This window comes from Micromonospora sp. NPDC126480 (genome assembly GCF_040302465.1).
Classification (GTDB): Bacteria; Actinomycetota; Actinomycetes; order Mycobacteriales; family Micromonosporaceae; genus Micromonospora.
In genome coordinates, this window is the sequence record NZ_JBEORU010000027.1 from 56,781 (window position 1) to 74,169 (window position 17,389).

At 73.2% G+C, this 17,389-nt stretch carries 15 protein-coding genes; 3 read left to right on the top strand and 12 right to left on the bottom strand.

Features of this window, described 5'->3' with window-relative positions:
* Window positions 1–14: 14 nt before the first annotated feature.
* From ABTW87_RS22820 to ABTW87_RS22830, 3 genes are all read right to left on the bottom strand, one after another.
* Complete coding sequence (locus ABTW87_RS22820) at window positions 15–785, bottom strand: FkbM family methyltransferase (RefSeq protein WP_350652978.1); 771 nt, start codon at window positions 783–785, stop codon at window positions 15–17.
* A 139-nt stretch (window positions 786–924) separates the two neighbouring features.
* Entirely contained in the window at window positions 925–2,034 is a 1,110-nt protein-coding gene (locus tag ABTW87_RS22825) for a winged helix DNA-binding domain-containing protein (RefSeq protein WP_350652979.1), read from the bottom strand.
* A 59-nt stretch (window positions 2,035–2,093) separates the two neighbouring features.
* Entirely contained in the window at window positions 2,094–3,281 is a 1,188-nt protein-coding gene (locus ABTW87_RS22830; RefSeq protein ID WP_350652980.1) for an epoxide hydrolase family protein, read from the bottom strand.
* Window positions 3,282–3,343: 62 nt separating this feature from the next.
* On the opposite strand from ABTW87_RS22830, the gene ABTW87_RS22835 reads away from it, so the two are divergent.
* Window positions 3,344–4,303 carry a helix-turn-helix transcriptional regulator gene (locus ABTW87_RS22835; RefSeq protein ID WP_350652981.1) on the top strand — a complete coding sequence of 320 codons (960 nt, stop codon included), beginning with the start codon at window positions 3,344–3,346 and terminating at the stop codon, window positions 4,301–4,303.
* A gap of 168 nt (window positions 4,304–4,471) precedes the next feature.
* Entirely contained in the window at window positions 4,472–6,097 is a 1,626-nt protein-coding gene (locus ABTW87_RS22840; protein WP_350652982.1) for an ABC-F family ATP-binding cassette domain-containing protein, read from the top strand.
* A 160-nt stretch (window positions 6,098–6,257) separates the two neighbouring features.
* On the opposite strand, the gene ABTW87_RS22845 is transcribed toward ABTW87_RS22840, so the two are convergent.
* The 7 genes from ABTW87_RS22845 to ABTW87_RS22875 all read right to left on the bottom strand — a co-directional run bounded on the left by ABTW87_RS22845 (window position 6,258) and on the right by ABTW87_RS22875 (window position 14,703).
* Entirely contained in the window at window positions 6,258–7,667 is a 1,410-nt protein-coding gene (locus ABTW87_RS22845) for a GH1 family beta-glucosidase (protein WP_350652983.1), read from the bottom strand.
* A 62-nt stretch (window positions 7,668–7,729) separates the two neighbouring features.
* The gene (locus ABTW87_RS22850) at window positions 7,730–8,734 is read right to left on the bottom strand and encodes an ABC transporter ATP-binding protein (protein ID WP_350652984.1); all 1,005 of its coding nucleotides are present in this window, start codon (window positions 8,732–8,734) and stop codon (window positions 7,730–7,732) included.
* The gene (locus tag ABTW87_RS22855; protein WP_350652985.1) at window positions 8,731–9,801 is read right to left on the bottom strand and encodes an ABC transporter permease; all 1,071 of its coding nucleotides are present in this window, start codon (window positions 9,799–9,801) and stop codon (window positions 8,731–8,733) included. Before ABTW87_RS22855 ends, ABTW87_RS22850 begins: the two co-directional genes overlap by 4 nt.
* A gap of 4 nt (window positions 9,802–9,805) precedes the next feature.
* Complete coding sequence (locus ABTW87_RS22860) at window positions 9,806–10,783, bottom strand: ABC transporter permease (protein ID WP_350652986.1); 978 nt, start codon at window positions 10,781–10,783, stop codon at window positions 9,806–9,808.
* Complete coding sequence (locus ABTW87_RS22865; RefSeq protein ID WP_350652987.1) at window positions 10,780–11,844, bottom strand: ABC transporter ATP-binding protein; 1,065 nt, start codon at window positions 11,842–11,844, stop codon at window positions 10,780–10,782. Before ABTW87_RS22865 ends, ABTW87_RS22860 begins: the two co-directional genes overlap by 4 nt.
* Window positions 11,845–11,918: 74 nt before the next feature.
* Window positions 11,919–13,595: an ABC transporter substrate-binding protein gene (locus ABTW87_RS22870; RefSeq protein WP_350652988.1), complete on the bottom strand. Its 1,677-nt coding sequence runs from the start codon at window positions 13,593–13,595 to the stop codon at window positions 11,919–11,921.
* 106 nt (window positions 13,596–13,701) lie between these two features.
* Window positions 13,702–14,703 carry a LacI family DNA-binding transcriptional regulator gene (locus tag ABTW87_RS22875; RefSeq protein WP_350652989.1) on the bottom strand — a complete coding sequence of 334 codons (1,002 nt, stop codon included), beginning with the start codon at window positions 14,701–14,703 and terminating at the stop codon, window positions 13,702–13,704.
* A 167-nt stretch (window positions 14,704–14,870) separates the two neighbouring features.
* Between ABTW87_RS22875 and ABTW87_RS22880 the strand changes: the two genes are divergently transcribed.
* Window positions 14,871–15,491: an L-threonylcarbamoyladenylate synthase gene (locus ABTW87_RS22880; RefSeq protein ID WP_350652990.1), complete on the top strand. Its 621-nt coding sequence runs from the start codon at window positions 14,871–14,873 to the stop codon at window positions 15,489–15,491.
* A gap of 6 nt (window positions 15,492–15,497) precedes the next feature.
* On the opposite strand, the gene ABTW87_RS22885 is transcribed toward ABTW87_RS22880, so the two are convergent.
* Both ABTW87_RS22885 and ABTW87_RS22890 read right to left on the bottom strand, forming a co-directional pair.
* Entirely contained in the window at window positions 15,498–16,244 is a 747-nt protein-coding gene (locus ABTW87_RS22885; protein ID WP_350652991.1) for an SRPBCC family protein, read from the bottom strand.
* Window positions 16,244–17,365, bottom strand: a complete 1,122-nt coding sequence (locus ABTW87_RS22890) for an XdhC family protein (RefSeq protein ID WP_350653016.1) — start codon at window positions 17,363–17,365, stop codon at window positions 16,244–16,246. The genes ABTW87_RS22885 and ABTW87_RS22890 overlap by 1 nt, the downstream gene beginning before the upstream one ends.
* Window positions 17,366–17,389: the final 24 nt, after the last annotated feature.

Sequence of the window (17,389 nt, forward strand, 5' to 3'; positions counted from 1 at the left end):
GCGGCGCGCCGCCCCTACGGCCGGCAGTACACGTCGCCGGAGTTGGCGGCGTGCGGCAGGGCGTCCAGGACGGTCGCCATCGCGTCGGCGGACATCCACTCCGGCTCCGCCAGCGCCATCGTGTCGCCGAGGGCCAGGTTGAACCGGGTGAAGCCGAGCGCGGCGGCGCGGTCGAGCGCGCGCCGGGCCACCGCCCGTTCGATCGTGGTGAACTCGAGCGACAGCGCCGGCAGCGGGCGGGTGAGCCCGGCCAGCACGGCGTCCTCGAAGCCCTCCACGTCGATCTTCACGAAGGCCGGTACGCCGTGCTCGTCGACGAGCGCGTCGAGGGTCGTGGACGGCACGTCGATGCGCTCGTCCCAGACCTCCTCGCGCCAGCCGTCCGCGCCGTCGGCCGCCCGCACGAAGTGCGGCGACGCGGTGGAGACGGTGGGGTTGGCGGAGTTGACGTGGAGTTCGAGGGTGCCCGGGGTGGCGCCACAGGCCGCCGCCACCAGCACGACCTGGTCGTCGTCGCCGTACAGGGCGCGGATCGTCCGGCCGCACAGCGGCTGCGGCTCGACGGCCACCACCCGGGCGCCGAGGCGGCGGAAGCTGCCGGTGCGGTCGCCCACGTGGGCGCCGACGTCGAAGACCAGGTCACCGGGCCGGACGAACTGCGCGTAGAAGCCGTCCATCGCCGCCGCCCGCCCGGGATCGCGGTAGGAGAGTTCCAGCGACGGCCGCAGCGCGGCGAGGGCGGAATCGGCCAGGAGCGACTCGAGTACCTCGGTGTTGACGCGCACGGCCGGACCCTAGCCCACAACCCCCGCGATCTTGCAGTTCTGGCCCTCGTTATGCGGCTCTTCTCCCTTTTGCCGGGGCAGAAAGTGCATGATCGCGGGGGCGGGGGCGGGGATGGTCGGCCGTGCCTCGACCGTGTCGTCAGCTCGCCGCACGGAGGTCGACCCGCCGTTCGGCGGTGCCGGGAGCGAGGAACGCCAGCAGCTCGGCTGCCTCGGCGTGCACCGCGTCGACGTCGGTGGCGGCGAGCCGCCGGTACGGGCGGACGACAAGCGTCGCCGCGCCCGGGGCCCGCTCGAGCCGCCAGTCGCCGGCGGTGAACCCGTCGACCAGCAGCAGTTGCGAGACCGGCCCGTGCGGGTCGTACCGCTGGTTCCGGTGCTCGCTGGTGACCACGCGGCTGCGGTCGGCGTACGAGACGAGGAGGTTGTCGAAGTCGTACAGGAAACGGGGTGGCGCCGGGGTGTCCCCGTCGGGGCGTGGGGCGTCCGGCAGGTCCACCAGCTCCCGGCCCCGCTCGTCGCGGAACGTCACCAGCCGGGGCCGGAGCCGGTCGACCACCTCGGCGAGCCGGGTCAGTCCGCACCATCGCTGCACGTCGGCGACGGAGGCGGGGCCGAAGGCGGCCAGGTACCGCAGCACCAGGTCGTCCAGGGTCGCCCCGGCGGAGGGGGCGGGTCCCAGCCAGGCGTCGGCGGTGGTGTGCGCGATCGGGCCGCTGCGCCCCCACAGCCCGCGCGGCGGCACCTGGACGAGTGGTACCTGGGTGCGTACCGCGTACGCCAGGCTGGCCCGCGGCCGGTCCGGGAAGCGGACGGCGAGCCGCTCGCCGAGCTGACGGTTGGTCATCGGCGTCTCGGCGAGGATCTCCTGGGCGGCGGCGATCAGGGCGGGCAGGTCGATGCCGGCGGTCGGCGGTCCGTGCGTCGAGTTGCCGAACAGGTCCCGGTCGAGGGCCGGCTGCACCAGCGGCCGCAGCAGGCGCGCGTCGGCGGCGGTGACCAGGTGCAGGGTGGAGCGCATCAAGGCGATGCGGACCAGCCGGCGGTCGACGAGCAGGCCGGCGACGGCGGCCGGGTCGAGGTCGGCGAGCCGGCTCCACAGCCCCACGTACCAGGTGTGCGGGGTCTGTGCTTGAACGCCGGCGAGGTGCGTCACCGCGTCGATGACCGGCAGGTCGTGCCGGCGCAGCAGGAGCTGTCGGGCCAGTGTGGCGCGGTTGAGGCGGCGGCGGTCCAGCATCGGGTTCATGGGTGGTCCTTCCGGGTGGCCGCCGGCCGGCCCGGGTGGGGCCGGCCGGCGGGAGCGGTTCAGCGCACGGCGCGGAAGAACTGCCGCAGGTCGGACACGAGCAGGTCCGGCGCGTCCTGCGCGGCGAAGTGGCTGCCCCGGTCGTAGGCGTTCCAGGACACGATGTTCTTGTGGTCCCGCTCGGCGAGCGGCCGGATCGACTGGTAGTCCCAGGCGAAGTTCGCCAGGCCCAGCGGCACCGTGGTCGGCGCGAGCGGCTCGGTGCCGCGCCCGTTGACCTTGTGCCGGGGGTGTACGGCCGCCGCGTCCTCGTAGTAGAAGCGTGCCGACGAGCCGCCGGTGTTGGTCAGCCAGTAGATCATCGCGTTGGTGATGACGAAGTCCGGGTCCAGGTGCTCGCCCATCAGCTGCGCGCTCCAGGCGAGCTGCCCCACCGGTGAGTCGGCCAGGGCGTGCGCCAGGTTCTGCGGCTCGGTCGACTGGAGCTTGTCGTACGTGCCGCGGTTGTTGACGAACCACTCGGCGAACGCGAGCTTGCTCCGGTCGGCCTCGGACAGGCCGGTCAACTCGTCCGGGTCGCCGGACGGGAACGCGAAGACCTGGGTGACGTGCACGCCGAGCACCCGCTCCGGGTCGGCCCGCCCCACCTCGGGGGAGATCAGCGAACCGCCGTCGTTGCCGGCCGCGCCGTACCGGTCGTAGCCGAGGCGGCGCATCAGCTCGGCCCAGGCGCGGGCCACCCGGAAACGGTCCCAGCCGCGCTCGGTGGTGGGCCCGGAGAACCCGAAGCCGGGGATCGACGGCAGCACCAGGTGGAACGCGTCGGCCGGGTCGCCGCCGTGGGCGCGGGGATCGGTCAGCGGGCCGATCAGCTCCAGCCACTCGACCGGGGTGGTCGGCCAGCCGTGGGTGAGGATCAGCGGGGTGGCGTCCGGCTCGGGGGAGCGGACGTGCACGAAGTGGACGTTCTGGCCGTCGATCTCGGTGTTGAACTGCGGGTACGTGTTGAGCCGCTCCTCCTGCGCCCGCCAGTCGTAGCCGGTGCGCCAGCGCTCCACCAGGCGCTTCACGTAGCTCAGCGGGACGCCGTACTCCCAGCCGGGCGGGACCGGGCCGGCGGGCGCGGCGGCGGCGTCCGCCGGCAGCTCCTGCGCCCAGCGGACCCGGGCCAGCCGGTCGGCCAGGTCGTCGAGGTCGGCCTGCGGGACGTCGATGCGGAACGGGGTGATCGCCGTGTTGTCAGCCATGCCAGCAAGCCTAGAGATCAATTAGGAAGACTTCGTTCCTGATTGTCGGCCAGAATGAGGAAATGTTGGAGACCTCCGCGCGGCTGCTGCGCCTGCTGTCCCTGCTGCAGGCGCCGCGCGCCTGGACCGGAACCGAACTCGCCGAACGGCTGGAGGTCAGCACCCGGACCGTCCGCGCCGACGTGGAGCGGCTGCGCACCCTCGGCTACCCGGTGCACGCCACCCGGGGCGCGATCGGCGGCTACCGGCTCGGCGCCGGCGCCGCCCTGCCCCCGCTGTTGCTCGACGACGAGGAGGCGGTCGCCGTCGCGGTCGGGCTGCGCACCGCCGCCGCCGGCAGCGTCACCGGGGTCGAGGAGACCTCGCTGCGCGCGCTCGCCAAGCTCGAACAGGTGCTCCCCACGCGGCTGCGCCGCCGGCTGAACGCGCTGCACGCGTACACCGTGCGGGTCCCGCACGACGAGCCGGGCCCGCGCGTGGACGCCGCCGCGCTGGCCACCATTTCCGCCGCCTGCCGGGACCGGGAGCGGCTGCGGTTCGGGTACGCGAGCCACGACGGCGCCGGCAGCGGGCGCACCGTCGAGCCGTACCGGCTGGTGAACTGGGGGCGGCGCTGGTACCTGGTGGCGTACGACCCCGAGCGGGCCGACTGGCGCACCTTCCGGGTCGACCGGATCACCGCACCTGTCCCGACCGGCGGGCGATTTCCGGCCCGGGAGCTGCCCGAGGACGTCGTCGACCGGGTCCGGCGCGGCGTGTCGTCGGCCGGCTGGCGGGTCCGCGCCCGGGTCACCGTGCACGCGCCCGCCGAGCTGGTCAGCGCGCGGATCAACCCGGCCGTCGGCACCGTCGAGGCGGTGGACGCACAGACCTGCGTCCTGCACACCGGCGCCGACCGGCCGGAGACCATCGCGGTCTGGCTCGGCCTGCTCGGCGTCGACTTCACCGTCACCGACCCGCCCGAGCTGGTCGAGGCGCTGCATACCATCGGCGAGCGCTACCTGCGCGCGACCGGAAATTGAGCTGCGGGCGTTGTTAGGGTTGGAGCGCAACCGGATCGAGGAGTTCGACATGCTCAGCGGGGACGACGACATCTCCGGGTGACCGCACCCGCGGGCGCCCGCGCCCGCCCCGTCGTCATCGGGCGATCACCGCCAGCCCGTCCGTTTCGCCTCCCCGAGGATCGATCCATGTCCGACGCCTGCGTCGTCTGCTCCCACCTGTCCTTCTCCTGGCCGGACGACACCCCGGTGTTCACCGACCTCTCCGGCACCGTGCCGGCCGGCCGCACCGGCCTGGTCGCGCCCAACGGCGCCGGCAAGAGCACCCTGCTGCGGCTGATCGCCGGCGAGCTGGCCCCGACCGGCGGCAGCGTCACCGTCGACGGGGTTCTCGGCTACCTGCCGCAGACCCTGCCCTTGGACGCCGGCCGCACCGTGGCCGAGGTGCTCGGCGTCGACGCGGTGCTGCGCGCCCTGCACGCCATCGAGTCCGGCGACGCCGCCGAGGAGCACTTCGCCACCGTCGGCGACGACTGGGACGTCGAGGACCGCAGCCGCCACGAGCTGGACCGGCTCGGCCTCGCCGACGTCGCGCTCGACCGGCGGCTGGGCACCCTCAGCGGCGGGCAGGTCGTCTCGCTCGGCCTCGCCGCGCAGCTGCTCAAGCGTCCCGACGTGCTGCTGCTGGACGAGCCCACCAACAACCTCGACCTGGCCGCCCGGCACCGGCTCTACGCGGCGCTCGACGGGTTTCCCGGCTGCCTGCTGCTGGTCAGCCACGACCGGGCCCTGCTGGACCGGATGGACCGCATCGCCGAGCTCGACCGCGGTGAGCTGACCTTCTTCGGCGGGAACTTCACCGCGTACACCGAGGCCGCGCAGGTCGCCCGGGAGGCCGCCGAGCGGACCGTCCGCAGCGCCGAGCTGGAGGTGAAGCGGGAGAAGCGGGAGATGCAGCAGGCGCGCGAGCGGGCCGAGCGGCGGGCGAGCAACGCCGCGCGGAACCTGAAGAACGCCGGGCTGCCCCGCATCGTCGCCGGCGGTCTCAAGCGCAGCGCGCAGGAGTCGGCCGGCCGGGCTCAGGACCTGCACGCCAACCGGCTGAGCGAGGCGCGAGCCCGGCTCGACGAGGCCGGTCGCGCGCTCCGCGACGACGCCACCCTCACCCTCGACCTGCCGGACACCACCGTGCCCGCCGGCCGCACCGTCTTCGAGGGTTCGGGGCTGCGGGTGCGGGGCCTCTTCGCCGCCGACGGGGTCGACCTGACCGTCCGGGGACCCGAGCGGATCGCCCTGACCGGCCCGAACGGCGCCGGCAAGTCCACCCTGCTGCGCGTGGTCGACGGTTCCCTCGCCCCGGACTCGGGAACGGCGCGGCGGGCCGACGGCCGGGTCGCGTACCTGTCCCAGCGCCTCGACCTGCTCGACCCGGACCGCACGGTGGCGGAGAATCTCGCCCGGTACGCCCCGGACCGGCCGCCGGCCGAGCGGATGAACCTGCTGGCCCGCTTCCTGTTCCGGGGTGCCCGCGCCCACCTCCCGGCCGGTGCCCTCTCCGGCGGCGAGCTGCTGCGCGCCACCCTCGCCTGTGTCCTGTACGCGCAGCCGGCGCCGCATCTCCTGCTGCTCGACGAGCCGACCAACAACCTGGACCTGGTCAGCGTGAGCCAACTGGAGAGCGCCCTCACGGCGTACCGGGGCGCGTTCGTGGTGGTCAGCCACGACGAACGGTTCCTGACCGAGATCGGGGTCGACCGCTGGCTGCGGCTCGCCGACGGGCGGCTCGGGGAGACCGGGCCGCCCGACGGCGACTGACCCGCCGCGGCACCCGGCGGCGGCCGCGGCCGCCCGCACCCGGTCGTCGCGCATCTTCCGGGAAGATGTGCCCTCCGGTGGTGGTCGAGGCCGCATCTTCCCCGAAGTTGTCGCGGGGGCAGGCGTGCGGCCGTCCGGAACGGACGGCCGCACGCGGCCGTCAGCGGTTGCCGCGGACCCGGCGGACGGTGTCGCGGTACCAGAGCGCGCTGCGCTTGGGGGTGCGCCGCTGGGTGTCGTAGTCGACCCGGACGATGCCGAACCGCTTGCCGTAGCCGTACGCCCACTCGAAGTTGTCCAGCAGCGACCAGGCGAAGTAGCCGCGCACGTCCGCGCCGGCCTGGCGGGCGCGGGCCACGGCGCGCAGGTGCTCGGCCAGGTAGGTCACCCGGTCGTCGTCGGCGACGAACCCGTCGGCGTCGGGCCGGTCGTCGAACGCCGCGCCGTTCTCGGTGATCACCAGTGGCACGCCCGGGTAGTCGCGGCTGAGCCGGACCAGCAGGTCGGTGAAGGAGTCCGGGACGATCTCCCAGTCCATCGCGGTGCGGGGCAGGTCCCGGCGGATCACCCGCTGCACCGGCCGGCCGTCGTCGTCGCGCTCGCGCCCCTGCTCGTCCACCCCGGAGAAGAGCTGCCCGAAGTAGAAGTTGACGCCGAGCACGTCGATCGGGCTGGCGATGACCGCGAGGTCGCCGTCCTCGACGGGGATGCGTACGCCCTCGCGGGCCAGGTCGGTCACCACGTCCTCCGGGTACCGGCCGTGGATCAGCGGGTCCAGGTAGAGCCGGTTACCGAGGCCGTCGGCGGCGCGGGCGGCGTTCCGGTCGGCCGGGCTGTCGGTCGCCGGGTCGGCGGTCGCCAGGTTGACGGTGATGCCCAGCTCCAGCGGCTGTTCGGCCGCCGCGCGTAGCCGCCGGACCGCCAGCCCGTGGCCGAGCAGCAGGTGGTGGACGGCGGCGATGGCGGCCCCGAGGTCGCGCCGGCCGGGGGCGTGGGCGCCGTAGGCGTACCCCAGCATGGCCGAGCACCACGGCTCGTTGAGCGTGGTCCATGTCCGTACCCGGTCGCCCAGCGCGTCGAAGACCAGCTCCGCGTAGTCGGCGAACCGGTACGCGGTGTCCCGGGCCGGCCAGCCGCCGGCGTCCTCCAGCTCCTGCGGCAGGTCCCAGTGGTAGAGGGTGACCCACGGGTCGATCCCGCGGCCGAGCAGTTCGTCGACCAGCCGGTCGTAGAAGGCGAGCCCGGCGGCGTTGGCCGGCCCCCGCCCGCCGGGCTGCACCCGGGGCCACGCCACCGAGAAGCGGTACGTGTCCATTCCGAGGTCCGCGATGAGCGCCACGTCCTGCGGCATCCGGCGGTAGTGGTCGCAGGCCACGTCGCCGTTGTCGCCGTTGGTTACCGCGCCGGGCACCCGGCAGAAGGTGTCCCAGATGGACGGCGTGCGGCCGTCCTCGGCGACCGCGCCCTCGATCTGGTACGACGAGGTCGCCACGCCCCACCGGAACGTCGGCGGGAGCGTGTCGATCGGGTCGGCCGCGGTCGTCGCCGGGCTGGTGGGGTTGCTGTCCATGGTTCTCCTCGCGGTCGCCGACGGTGGGTCGGAATCGGGGGTGCGGGCGTCCGCCGGGCGGGTCACCGGGGGGCCGCCTCGCCGGCCGGGTGCAGCCAGCAGGCGACGGCCCGCGCCGGGTCGCCGCCGGGCGCGCCGAGCGACGGGATCCGGCTGTCGCAGGGGTCGAAGGCCCGGGGACACCGCGGGTGGAAGGCGCATCCGCCGGGCATGGCGCGCAGGTCCGGCGGGGAGCCGGGGATCCCGGTGAGTTCGCGCCGCGGCCCGCGCAGCGCCGGGAAGGAGTGCAGCAGCCCCTCGGTGTACGGGTGCAGCGCCGCCCGGTACAGCTGCGCCGCGGGCGCCTCCTCGACGATCCGCCCGCCGTACATGATGGCGATCCGGTCGGAGAACTCGACAAGCAGCGAGAGGTCGTGGGTGATGAACAGCACCGCGAAGCCGAGCCGTTCGCGCAGCTCGGCGAGCTGGCCGAGGATCTGCCGCTGCATGACGACGTCGAGCGCGGTCGTCGGCTCGTCCATGATCACGATCTGGGGCTCCAGCGCGAGCGCCATGCCGATCATGACGCGCTGGCGCATGCCCCCGGAGAGCTGGTGGGGATAGCTGTCCATCCGGTCCGCCGAGATGCCGACCAGCTTGAGCAGGTCACGGGCCCGGGCGGTGCGGGCGGCGGCGCTCATCGTCGGCTCGTGCGCCTTGATGACGTCGAGCAGTTGCGTGGAGATCCGGTGGACCGGGTTGAGCGAGTTCATCGCGCCCTGGAACACGATCGAGGTCTCCGCCCAGCGGAACCGGCGCAGCTCGGCGGGGGAGAGGGCCATGATCTCGATCGGGGCGCCGTCGGCCGGGTGGTAGCTCACGGACCCGCCGCGGATCACGCCGGGCGGCGGCAGCAGCCGGGTGATCCCGTACGCCAGGGTGGACTTGCCGCTGCCGCTCTCCCCGGCCAGGCCCAGCACCTCGCCGCTGCGCAGGGTCAGGTCGACGTCCCGGACCGCCCGTACGGCCTGGTCGCCGACGCCGTAGTCGACGTTGAGTCCGGTGATCTCCAGGACCGTCCGCGTCATCGCCGTTCACCCTTCCGGTCGGTGCTGTCCAGGACGACCGCGTCCACCGGGACCGGTGGCGGGCTCGCCGGCGGTGGGTCGAGCACGGGGGTGAAGCCGACCCGCATCCGTACGGTCCGCCCGGACGCGGTCCGGATGCGGCTGCGGCCGCTGCTGCGCAGGCGCGGGCTGACGAACTCGTCGATGCCGAAGTTGATCAGTGCGAGGGCGGTGCCGAGCAGCGCGATGGCCAGGCCGGCCGGGACGAACCACCACCACGCGCCCTGCGCGAGAGCCTGCTGGCCCTGCGCCCAGAACAGGATGGTGCCCCAGTTCCACGAGGTGATCGACGAGATGCCGATGAAGGCCAGCGTGATCTCCGACATGACGGCGAAGATGACGGTGCCGACGAAGCCGGACGCGATGATCGCGGTGAGGTTCGGCAGGATCTCGAACAGGATGATGCGCCAGGTCCGTTCGCCGCTGGCCCGCGCGGCCTCGACGTAGTCGCGCCGACGCAGCGACAGCGTCTGCGCGCGCAGCACGCGGGCGCCCCACGCCCACGACGTGAAGCCGATGATGAGCGCGACAAGCGTGTCGCTGGCCCGCTCGACGATCGACGTCACGATGATGATCAGCGGCAGTGCCGGGATGACCAGGAACACGTTGGACAGCGCGGACAGGCCCTCGTCGGCCACCCCGGCGAGGTAGCCGGAGGTCACGCCGATGAGGATGGACAGGATCGTCGCGACCACGCCGGCGATCAGGCCCACGACCACGACGCTGCGGGTGCCGACCAGGATCTGGCTGAAGATGTCCTGGCCGAGGTGGGTGGTGCCGAACCAGTGCTCGGCCGACGGCGGCTGCAGCACGTCGTTGCTGCGCGCCGACGGGTCGTACGGCGCCACCCACGGTCCGATGACCGCGAAGAGGCCGTAGACGGCCAGCACGACGAGTCCGGTGGCGACCTTGCCGTTGGCGAGGAACCGGAACCGGCGCCGTTTCGCCCGGCCCGGCACGGCCGACGGCTGCGCCATCGCGCCCTGGCCGGGGATGACCTGCTCGATGCTCGACGGTGAGATCGCCATTCGCTCAGCTCTTTCGGGTCCGCGGGTCGAGAAGCAGGTACGCCACGTCGGCGAGCAGGTTCGCCACCAGCACGGAGATCGTGATGATCAGGAAGATCCCCTGCATCAGCGGGTAGTCCTTGGCGCCGACGGCCTGGAAGAGCTGGTACCCGAGGCCCGGGTAGGAGAAGACGATCTCCACCAGCAGGGTGCCGCCGACGATGAAGCCGAGCGACAGCGCGAAGCCGGAGACGTTGGGCAGCAGCGCGTTGCGGGCCGCGTAGGCCAGCGCCACCCGGCGCTCGGACAGGCCCTTCGCGTGCGCGACGGTGATGTAGTCCTCCGACGAGACGGTGACCATCATGTTGCGCATGCTGAGGATCCAGCCGCTCATCGAGGAGACCAGGATGGTGGCGGCGGGCAGGATGCTGTGCTGGATGGCGCTGGGGACGAAGTACCTGTCGAACGCCGGCACCAGCCCCGGCTCGTAGCCGCCGGAGGACGGGAAGAAGCTGCCCGGCCCGGCGAACAGGGCGATCGCGACGAGGCCCAGCCAGAAGTACGGGATCGAGGACAGGAACGTCGTGGCCGGTAGCAGGGCGTCGATCCAGGAGCCGCGCCGCCAGCCGGCGCCGACGCCGAGCGCGGTGCCGAGCAGGAAGCTGACGACGGTGGTGACGCCGACCAGGCCGACGGTCCACGGCAGGCTGTCGCCGATCACCGTCGACACCGGCGTCGGGAAGAACGTGAACGACAGGCCCAGGTCGCCGTGCAGGAGCTGCCGCCAGTAGTCGACGTACTGCTTCCCGAGGCTCTCGTTCTCGTCCAGGCCGAACAGCACGCGCAGCGAGGCGATGGCGTCCGCGCTGATCCGGCCCTGGTTGCGGGAGATGAGCGACTGCACCGGGTCGCCGGGGACCAGCCGCGGGATGAAGAAGTTGAGGGTGATCGCCGCCCAGGCCGTGAACAGGTAGAAGGCCGTGCGTTGCAGCAGGAACCTCATCGCGCGTCCCCCACGGTGGCCGGGTCGTAGAGCCAGCAGGCGGCCCAGTGCCCCGGCCGGTCCCCGATCTCCAGCCGGGGCGGCAGCTCGGTGGCGCAGCGGGGCATGGCGTACGGGCACCGGGGGTGGAACCGGCAGCCGGCCGGCGGGCTGATCAGGCTCGGCGGTTCGCCGCGGGCGCGGTCGGCCCCGGTGCCGCCGCCGTCCGCGCCGGTGATCCGGTCCGGGTCCGGCGCCGACTCGATGAGCAGCCGGGTGTACGGGTGGGCCGGGTGCTGGGTGACCGTCTCGCTGTCGCCGCCCTCGACCATACGGCCGGCGTACATGACGATCGTCTCGTCGGCGAAGTAGCGGGCCGAGGCGATGTCGTGGGTGATGTACAGGATCGCGAGTGCGAGCCGCTCCTTGAGGTCCCGCAGCAGGTTGAGCACCCCGAGGCGGATCGAGACGTCCAGCATGGACACCGGTTCGTCGGCGAGCAGCACGTCCGGGTCGGCGCCGAGCGCCCGGGCGATCGCGACGCGCTGCCGCTGGCCGCCGGAGAGCTCGTGCGGGAACGCGTCCAGGTAGCGCTCGGGCGGGGTGAGGCTGACCCGGGCGAGCAGGTCGGCCAGGGCCCGCTCCAGGTCCTCGGCGGTGCGCCCGGCGTTGCCGTGGATGCGTAGTGACCGGGTGAGGTGGTAGCGGACGGTGTGCACCGGGTTCAGCGACGCGAACGGGTCCTGGAGGATCAGCTGGACGCGGCGCACGTACGCCCGGAAGGCGCGACCGCCGCGGACCCGGGTCGGCGTGCCGTGCAGGCGGATGTCGCCGGCCGTGCGGGGGTGAAGCTGGGCCAGCAGCCGGGCCACCGTGGACTTGCCGGAGCCGGACTCGCCGACCAGCGCGGTGACCCGGCCCCGGCGCAGCGCGAACGAGACGTCGTCGACGGCGTGGACGGCGGCGGTGGTGCGGGAGAGGAGGTCGCGCAGGCGCCTGCGGACGGGGAAATGCTTGGTCAGGCCCACGGCCTCCAGCACCACCTCGTTGACCGGCGCCTCCGCGCTTTCGCTCAACGTCATGGGCGAGTTCCTGTCTCGGGGGTGGGTCCTCCTCCCCGGCCGCCCCGTGGCCGGCCAGGGAGGAGGCGTGAAGATCAGCTGCCGGCCGGCTTGAGGTGCAGGACCACGTCCAGCGCGTTGGGCTGGGTGGGCTGCATCGCGCCGTACGGGTTGGAGTCGTCGGGCCAGCCGACCCAGTTCTTCGTGCTGTACGCGCCGCCGATGTTGTCCGCGCCGACCGGGATCATCGGCATCTGCTCGACGAAGATCTTCTGCAGCGTGTGCAGCGCCGTGGTGCGGGCGGCCTCGTCGGTCGCGTTCGCGTACGCGACCAGGGCGTCGGTCGCCTGCTTGTTGTCGAAGCGGCCGAAGTTGCCCGCTGGGGAGGCGGTGCCGACGGGCTTGAGCACGCGGCCGTCCATGACGGTCCGGTAGATGTCGTACGGCGTGGCGCCGCCCTCGGTCCACCGGAAGGTCGCGTCGAAGTTGCCCTGCTCGACGTTGCGGAACCAGGCGTCCTGGTTGGCCTTGTCGATCGTCGCGGCGATGCCGATCGTGGACAGGTTGTCCTTCACGATCTCCAGGCTGGTCTGGTAGTCCGACCAGCCGGCCGGGTCGGTCAGCGTGAGCGTGACCGCCTTGCCGGTCCGGTCCTTGAGGGTGTTGCCCTCCAGCTTGTAGCCGGCGCCGGCGAGCAGCGCCTTGGCACCCTCGACGTCGACCTTGTGCTCCTGGCCCTTGAACTCGGGGGCGATGAAGGCGTCACCGGCGGGGCTGGGCAGGCCGGTCACGCTCTTCACCAGCGGGTGGAAGTACTCGGCCTCGGCGGTGACGAAGATGTCCTCCCGGTCGATGACCATGTTCATCGCGCGCCGCAGCGCCGGGTCGTCGAACGGCTTCTTGGTGGTGTTGATGTAGAGGCCGTGGATGCCGAGGATCGCCGGCGCCCACACCTTGTGGTGGGCCGGGTCCTTGTCGACGAAGACGGCCTTGTAGTTGGGAATGAAGACGAAGCTCCACTCCGACTCGCCGTTGGCCAGGGCGGTGGTCTGCGCGCTGTTGTCGGTGTACGACGTGAAGCGCAGCTCCTTGACCTTCGGCAGGTCCTGCCAGTAGCCGCTGTCCCGAACGGACAGGGTGGTGGTGGCCGGGGTGAACGACTTCAACGTGTACGGGCCGCTGCCGACCGGCTGCTTGACCGGGTCGGTCGTCGGGTCGCTGATCTTCTCCCAGATGTGCCTGGGGACGATCGGCACCCGCCACAGCACCTTCTGCTGGTTGACGAACTGCGGGCTGGACGTCTTGATGGTGACCTCGTTGCCGCTGGCCGTCGCCTCCGTGTACGGCACGCCCTGGTCGTTGAGCGCCGGGTACTTGACGAGCAGGTTGTAGGTGAACGCGACGTCCTCGGCGGTGACCTTCTGCCCGTCCGACCAGGTGGCGTTGTCCCGGATGGTCACCTTCACGGAGGTGTAGTCCGCCGACCACTCGGCCTTGGTGGCCAGCCAGGGCTTCATGGGGTCGGCCGGCTTGACCGGGTTCCACATCATCAGCGGCTCGTAGAGCTGCCACCGGTAGCCCAGCGAGGCCGCCGCCGACGTGGTGAGGAACGGGTTGTTGTTCTCCGTCTGCGGGCCGTTGGGCATGCCGACGTTGAGCACGGTGGCGGCCTGGTCGCTGTTCCGGTTGGCGTTCGGGCTGTCGCCACACGCGGCGAGGGCGGTGGCCACCGCGCCGGCGAGCGCGATGGCGAGGAGCCGTCGTCTTCTCATGGGGGTCTCCCTCGGTGTTCCCCGAGCGGGGATGTGGTGGATGGAGGGTGTGCGGTGTTACCACCGGTGGGCGGTGCCCGCCGGCGTCGTCGGTGTCGGTGTGGGGTCAGGTGGCGCGGGTCGAGGCGCGCACGGTGAAGCCGGTGGGGATGACGATGGGAGAGTCGGGCAGGGGTGTGCCGTCGAGGTGGGAGATGAGCGTGCGGGCGGCCGCCGCACCCATCTCCCGCAGCGGCTGGCTCACGGAACTCAGCGGCGGGTGCGTGTGCCCGGCCAGGGGCAGGTCGTCGAAGCCGACGACCGCGACGTCGTCCGGCACCCGGCGGCCGGCGTCCGTCAGGGCCTGCAGGGCCCCGGCGGCGGACAGGTCGTTGTGGGCGAACACGGCGTCGAACGGCACGGCGGCGGCGAGCAGCCGCTGCACCGCCGCCCGGCCGCACTCGAAGGTGAAGTCCCCCTCGACCACGCGGTCCGGGTCGATCGGCAGCCCCGCCTCGGCGTAGACGTCGGCGAACCCGGTCAGCCGCTCGGTCGTGCAGCCGAACTGGGGCACGCCGGTGATGACGACGGGTCGCCGCCGCCCCAGGTCGAGCAGGTGCGCCGCCGCGTCGCGGGCACCTGCCTCGTTTGTGGTCTGCACGGACGGGAAGCGGGGACGGTGGGCCCGGTCGTCGATGAGGATGACGGGCAGGCCCTGCTCGTGCAGGGCGGTGATGTAGTCCAGCGTGCCCTCCGGCTCCACCACCAGCAGGCCGTCGAACGACTTCGCCGAGACCTGGGAGGCGAACCGCCGCATCGACTCGTCGCCGCGGTGGCAGCTGAACAGCAGCAGCCCGTACCCCTCGTCCTCGACCACGTCGACCGCGCCCTGGAGCACCTCGCCCATCCACGGCCAGGTCAGCGCGGGCACCAGCATCCCGAGCACCCGGGTCCGGCCGCGGGCCAGGTTGACGGCACGCGCGCTGGGCACGTAGCCGAGGGCCGAGATGACCGCGCGCACCCGGTCGGCGGTGCTCTGGTCGACCTCGCCCTTGCCGTTGAGCACCCGGGAGACGGTCGTCTTGCTCACGCCCGCCCGGCTGGCGACGTCGGCGATGGTGATCGGCACGGCAGGACGCTCCTCGGCGGCGGTCGGAACCGGTTGCGGAACCGGTTACGGAACCGGTTCCGTCGCAGTCAACTAAAGTGATGGCGGTCACGTCAATAACGTGCCGGTAACAATGGTTAGCTTTCTTACCGGTGCCGGCGCCGCCCGGCAGCGCCTAGGCTCGGCGCATGGCGAGGTACTACGACGTGCACCCGGAAAACCCGCAGCCCCGGATCCTCCGGCAGGTCGTCGACCTGCTCCGGGACGGCGGCCTGATCGCCTACCCCACCGACTCGTGCTTCGCGTTCGGTTGCCAGCTCGGCAACCGCGACGGGCTGGACCGGATCCGCGCCGTCCGGCACCTCGACGACCGGCACCACTTCACCCTCGTCTGCCGGGACTTCGCGCAGCTCGGCCAGTTCGTGCACGTCAGCAACTCGGTCTTCCGCCTGGTGAAGGCGTCCACCCCGGGCAGCTACACGTTCATCCTGCCGGCCACCAAGGAGGTGCCGCGCCGGATGCTGCACCCCAGGAAGCGCACCGTGGGCGTACGGGTGCCCGCGCACACCGTCACCCAGGCGCTGCTGGCCGAGCTCGGCGAACCCCTGGTGTCGAGCACGCTGATCCTGCCCGGTGAGGACGAGCCGCTGACCCAGGGCTGGGAGATCAAGGAACGGCTGGACCACGCCCTGGACGCGGTGGTGGACGCGGGCGACTGCGGCAAGGAGCCGACCACGGTGGTCGACCTGTCCGGGGACGAGCCGGAGATCCTGCGCCGGGGCGCCGGCGACCCGTCCCGCTTCGAGTGACGCCCGCTAGCCCAGCCAGGCCGTCAGCAGCGCCCCGACGAGCGCGCCGGCCAGGAACGTCACCGCGTACGGCGCGATGCGCCGGGCCGTCGCCCGGACCCCGGTGACGGCGAGCAGGTCGATCGGCTCGGCCGGCGCCCGCGGGGCGGGCACGGCCGGGGCGGGTGCCGCAGCCGGGGACGAAACGGCGGGCTGACCGGTCGGCGCGCCGGGCCGGGTGTCCGGGGCGGCGGCCGTGGTCCCGCCGGAGTCCGGGGCGGCGGCCGTGGTCTCGCCGGCGCCCGGGGCGGCGGCCGGCGCCGTGGCCGGTGCCGGGGCGAGCTGTCCGGCCAGGCAGGCGGTGAACTCGTCGAGCAGGCGGGCGCTCACGTCCGCGATCATCCCGCGCCCGAGCTGGGCCACCCGGCCGGCGATGGTGAGGTCGGTCAGCACCGTGACGGCGGTGACGTCACCGTCGGCGCGCAGGGTGGCGTGCACCCGGGCCGACGCCGAGCCGGCCCCCTTGGTGTCCCGCCCGGACGCCTCGACCACCATCCGGTGCGCCGCGGCGTCGCGTTCGACGAACCGGCCCCGGCCGGCGAAGGTCATGGCCATCGGGCCGAGCTTCACCCGGACGGTGCCGGTGAACTCGTCCCCCTCGTGCGAGGTGAGCGCCGCGCCGGGCATGCACGGGACGATCCGGTCCAGGTCCAGCAGCACCTCCCAGGCGCGGTCGACGGGTGCTGCCACGACGAAGTTCTGTTCCAGCTGCATCAGTACCGATCCAGGTTCTCGTGAATGGAACCGTCCAGTCCGGACAGTCGTTGGCCACTGCCGCCCCACCGCGCGGCGATCAGCTCCGCGGCGATGCTCACCGCCGTCTCCTCCGGCGTACGCGCGCCGAGGTCCAGCCCGATCGGCGAGGCGAGCCGGGCGAGCTGCTCCGGTGTGACGCCCTCGGCCCGCAGCCGGGCGAGCCGGTCGGCGTGCGTGCGCCGCGAGCCCATCGCGCCGACGTACGCGAACGGGTGCCCGAGGGCGACCCGCAGCGCCGGGACGTCGAACTTGGGGTCGTGGGTGAGCACGCACACGGCGGTGCGCCCGTCGACCCGGCCCGCCTCGATCTCGCCGGTCAGGTACCGGTGCGGCCAGTCGACCACCACCTCGGCCCCGGGGAAGCGGCGGGCGGTCGCGAACACCGGCCGGGCGTCGCAGACCGTGACCCGGTAGCCGAGGAAGCCGCCCAGGCGCGCCAGCGCCCCCGCGAAGTCGATCGCACCGAAGACGATCATCCGCGGCGGCGGCGCGAACGCGGCGACGAAAACGGTCAGGTCGTCGCCGAGGCGATCGCCGTCCACGCCGTACCCCAGGGGACCGGTCCGTCCGGCGGCGAGCAGGCCGCGGGCGTCGTCGGCCACGGCGTCGTCGAGCCGGGCGGCGCCGAGACCCCCGGCGCGCCGGTCGGGCCAGACGACCAGCCGCCGGCCGACCCGGTCGGCCGGGCCGCGGACCACTGTGGCCACCACGACCGGCCGGCCCGCCGCCAGGGCGTCCGCCACCTCGCCGAGCTGCGGGTACGCCGCCCGATCGACCCGCTCGACGAAGATCTCGATGGTGCCGCCGCAGGTCAGGCCCACCTCGAACGCGTCGTCGTCGCTTACGCCGTAGCGGGCCAGGCGCGGCTCGCCGGACTCGGTCACGGCTAGGCCGAGGTCGTACACGGCGGCCTCGACGCACCCGCCGGAGACGCTGCCGACCGCCGTGCCGCCGGGCCCGACGAGCATCACCGCCCCGGGCGGCCGGGGAGCGCTCTGCCAGGTGCCCACCACGGTCGCCATCGCGACCGGATCGCCCGCCCGCCACCAGGCCAGGAGATCGCCGAGCACCTCGCGCATGCTCACCCACCCCCGACGGTAGTT

Coding starts and splice junctions, on each gene's coding strand:
- ABTW87_RS22825 (WP_350652979.1), bottom strand. CDS start 2,034: ATGAACCCGATGCTGGACCGCCGCCGCCTCAACCGCGCCACACTGGCC.
- ABTW87_RS22830 (WP_350652980.1), bottom strand. CDS start 3,281: ATGGCTGACAACACGGCGATCACCCCGTTCCGCATCGACGTCCCGCAG.
- ABTW87_RS22835 (WP_350652981.1), top strand. CDS start 3,344: ATGTTGGAGACCTCCGCGCGGCTGCTGCGCCTGCTGTCCCTGCTGCAG.
- ABTW87_RS22840 (WP_350652982.1), top strand. CDS start 4,472: ATGTCCGACGCCTGCGTCGTCTGCTCCCACCTGTCCTTCTCCTGGCCG.
- ABTW87_RS22845 (WP_350652983.1), bottom strand. CDS start 7,667: ATGGACAGCAACCCCACCAGCCCGGCGACGACCGCGGCCGACCCGATC.
- ABTW87_RS22850 (WP_350652984.1), bottom strand. CDS start 8,734: ATGACGCGGACGGTCCTGGAGATCACCGGACTCAACGTCGACTACGGC.
- ABTW87_RS22855 (WP_350652985.1), bottom strand. CDS start 9,801: ATGGCGATCTCACCGTCGAGCATCGAGCAGGTCATCCCCGGCCAGGGC.
- ABTW87_RS22860 (WP_350652986.1), bottom strand. CDS start 10,783: ATGAGGTTCCTGCTGCAACGCACGGCCTTCTACCTGTTCACGGCCTGG.
- ABTW87_RS22865 (WP_350652987.1), bottom strand. CDS start 11,844: ATGACGTTGAGCGAAAGCGCGGAGGCGCCGGTCAACGAGGTGGTGCTG.
- ABTW87_RS22870 (WP_350652988.1), bottom strand. CDS start 13,595: ATGAGAAGACGACGGCTCCTCGCCATCGCGCTCGCCGGCGCGGTGGCC.
- ABTW87_RS22880 (WP_350652990.1), top strand. CDS start 14,871: ATGGCGAGGTACTACGACGTGCACCCGGAAAACCCGCAGCCCCGGATC.
- ABTW87_RS22885 (WP_350652991.1), bottom strand. CDS start 16,244: ATGCAGCTGGAACAGAACTTCGTCGTGGCAGCACCCGTCGACCGCGCC.
- ABTW87_RS22890 (WP_350653016.1), bottom strand. CDS start 17,365: ATGCGCGAGGTGCTCGGCGATCTCCTGGCCTGGTGGCGGGCGGGCGAT.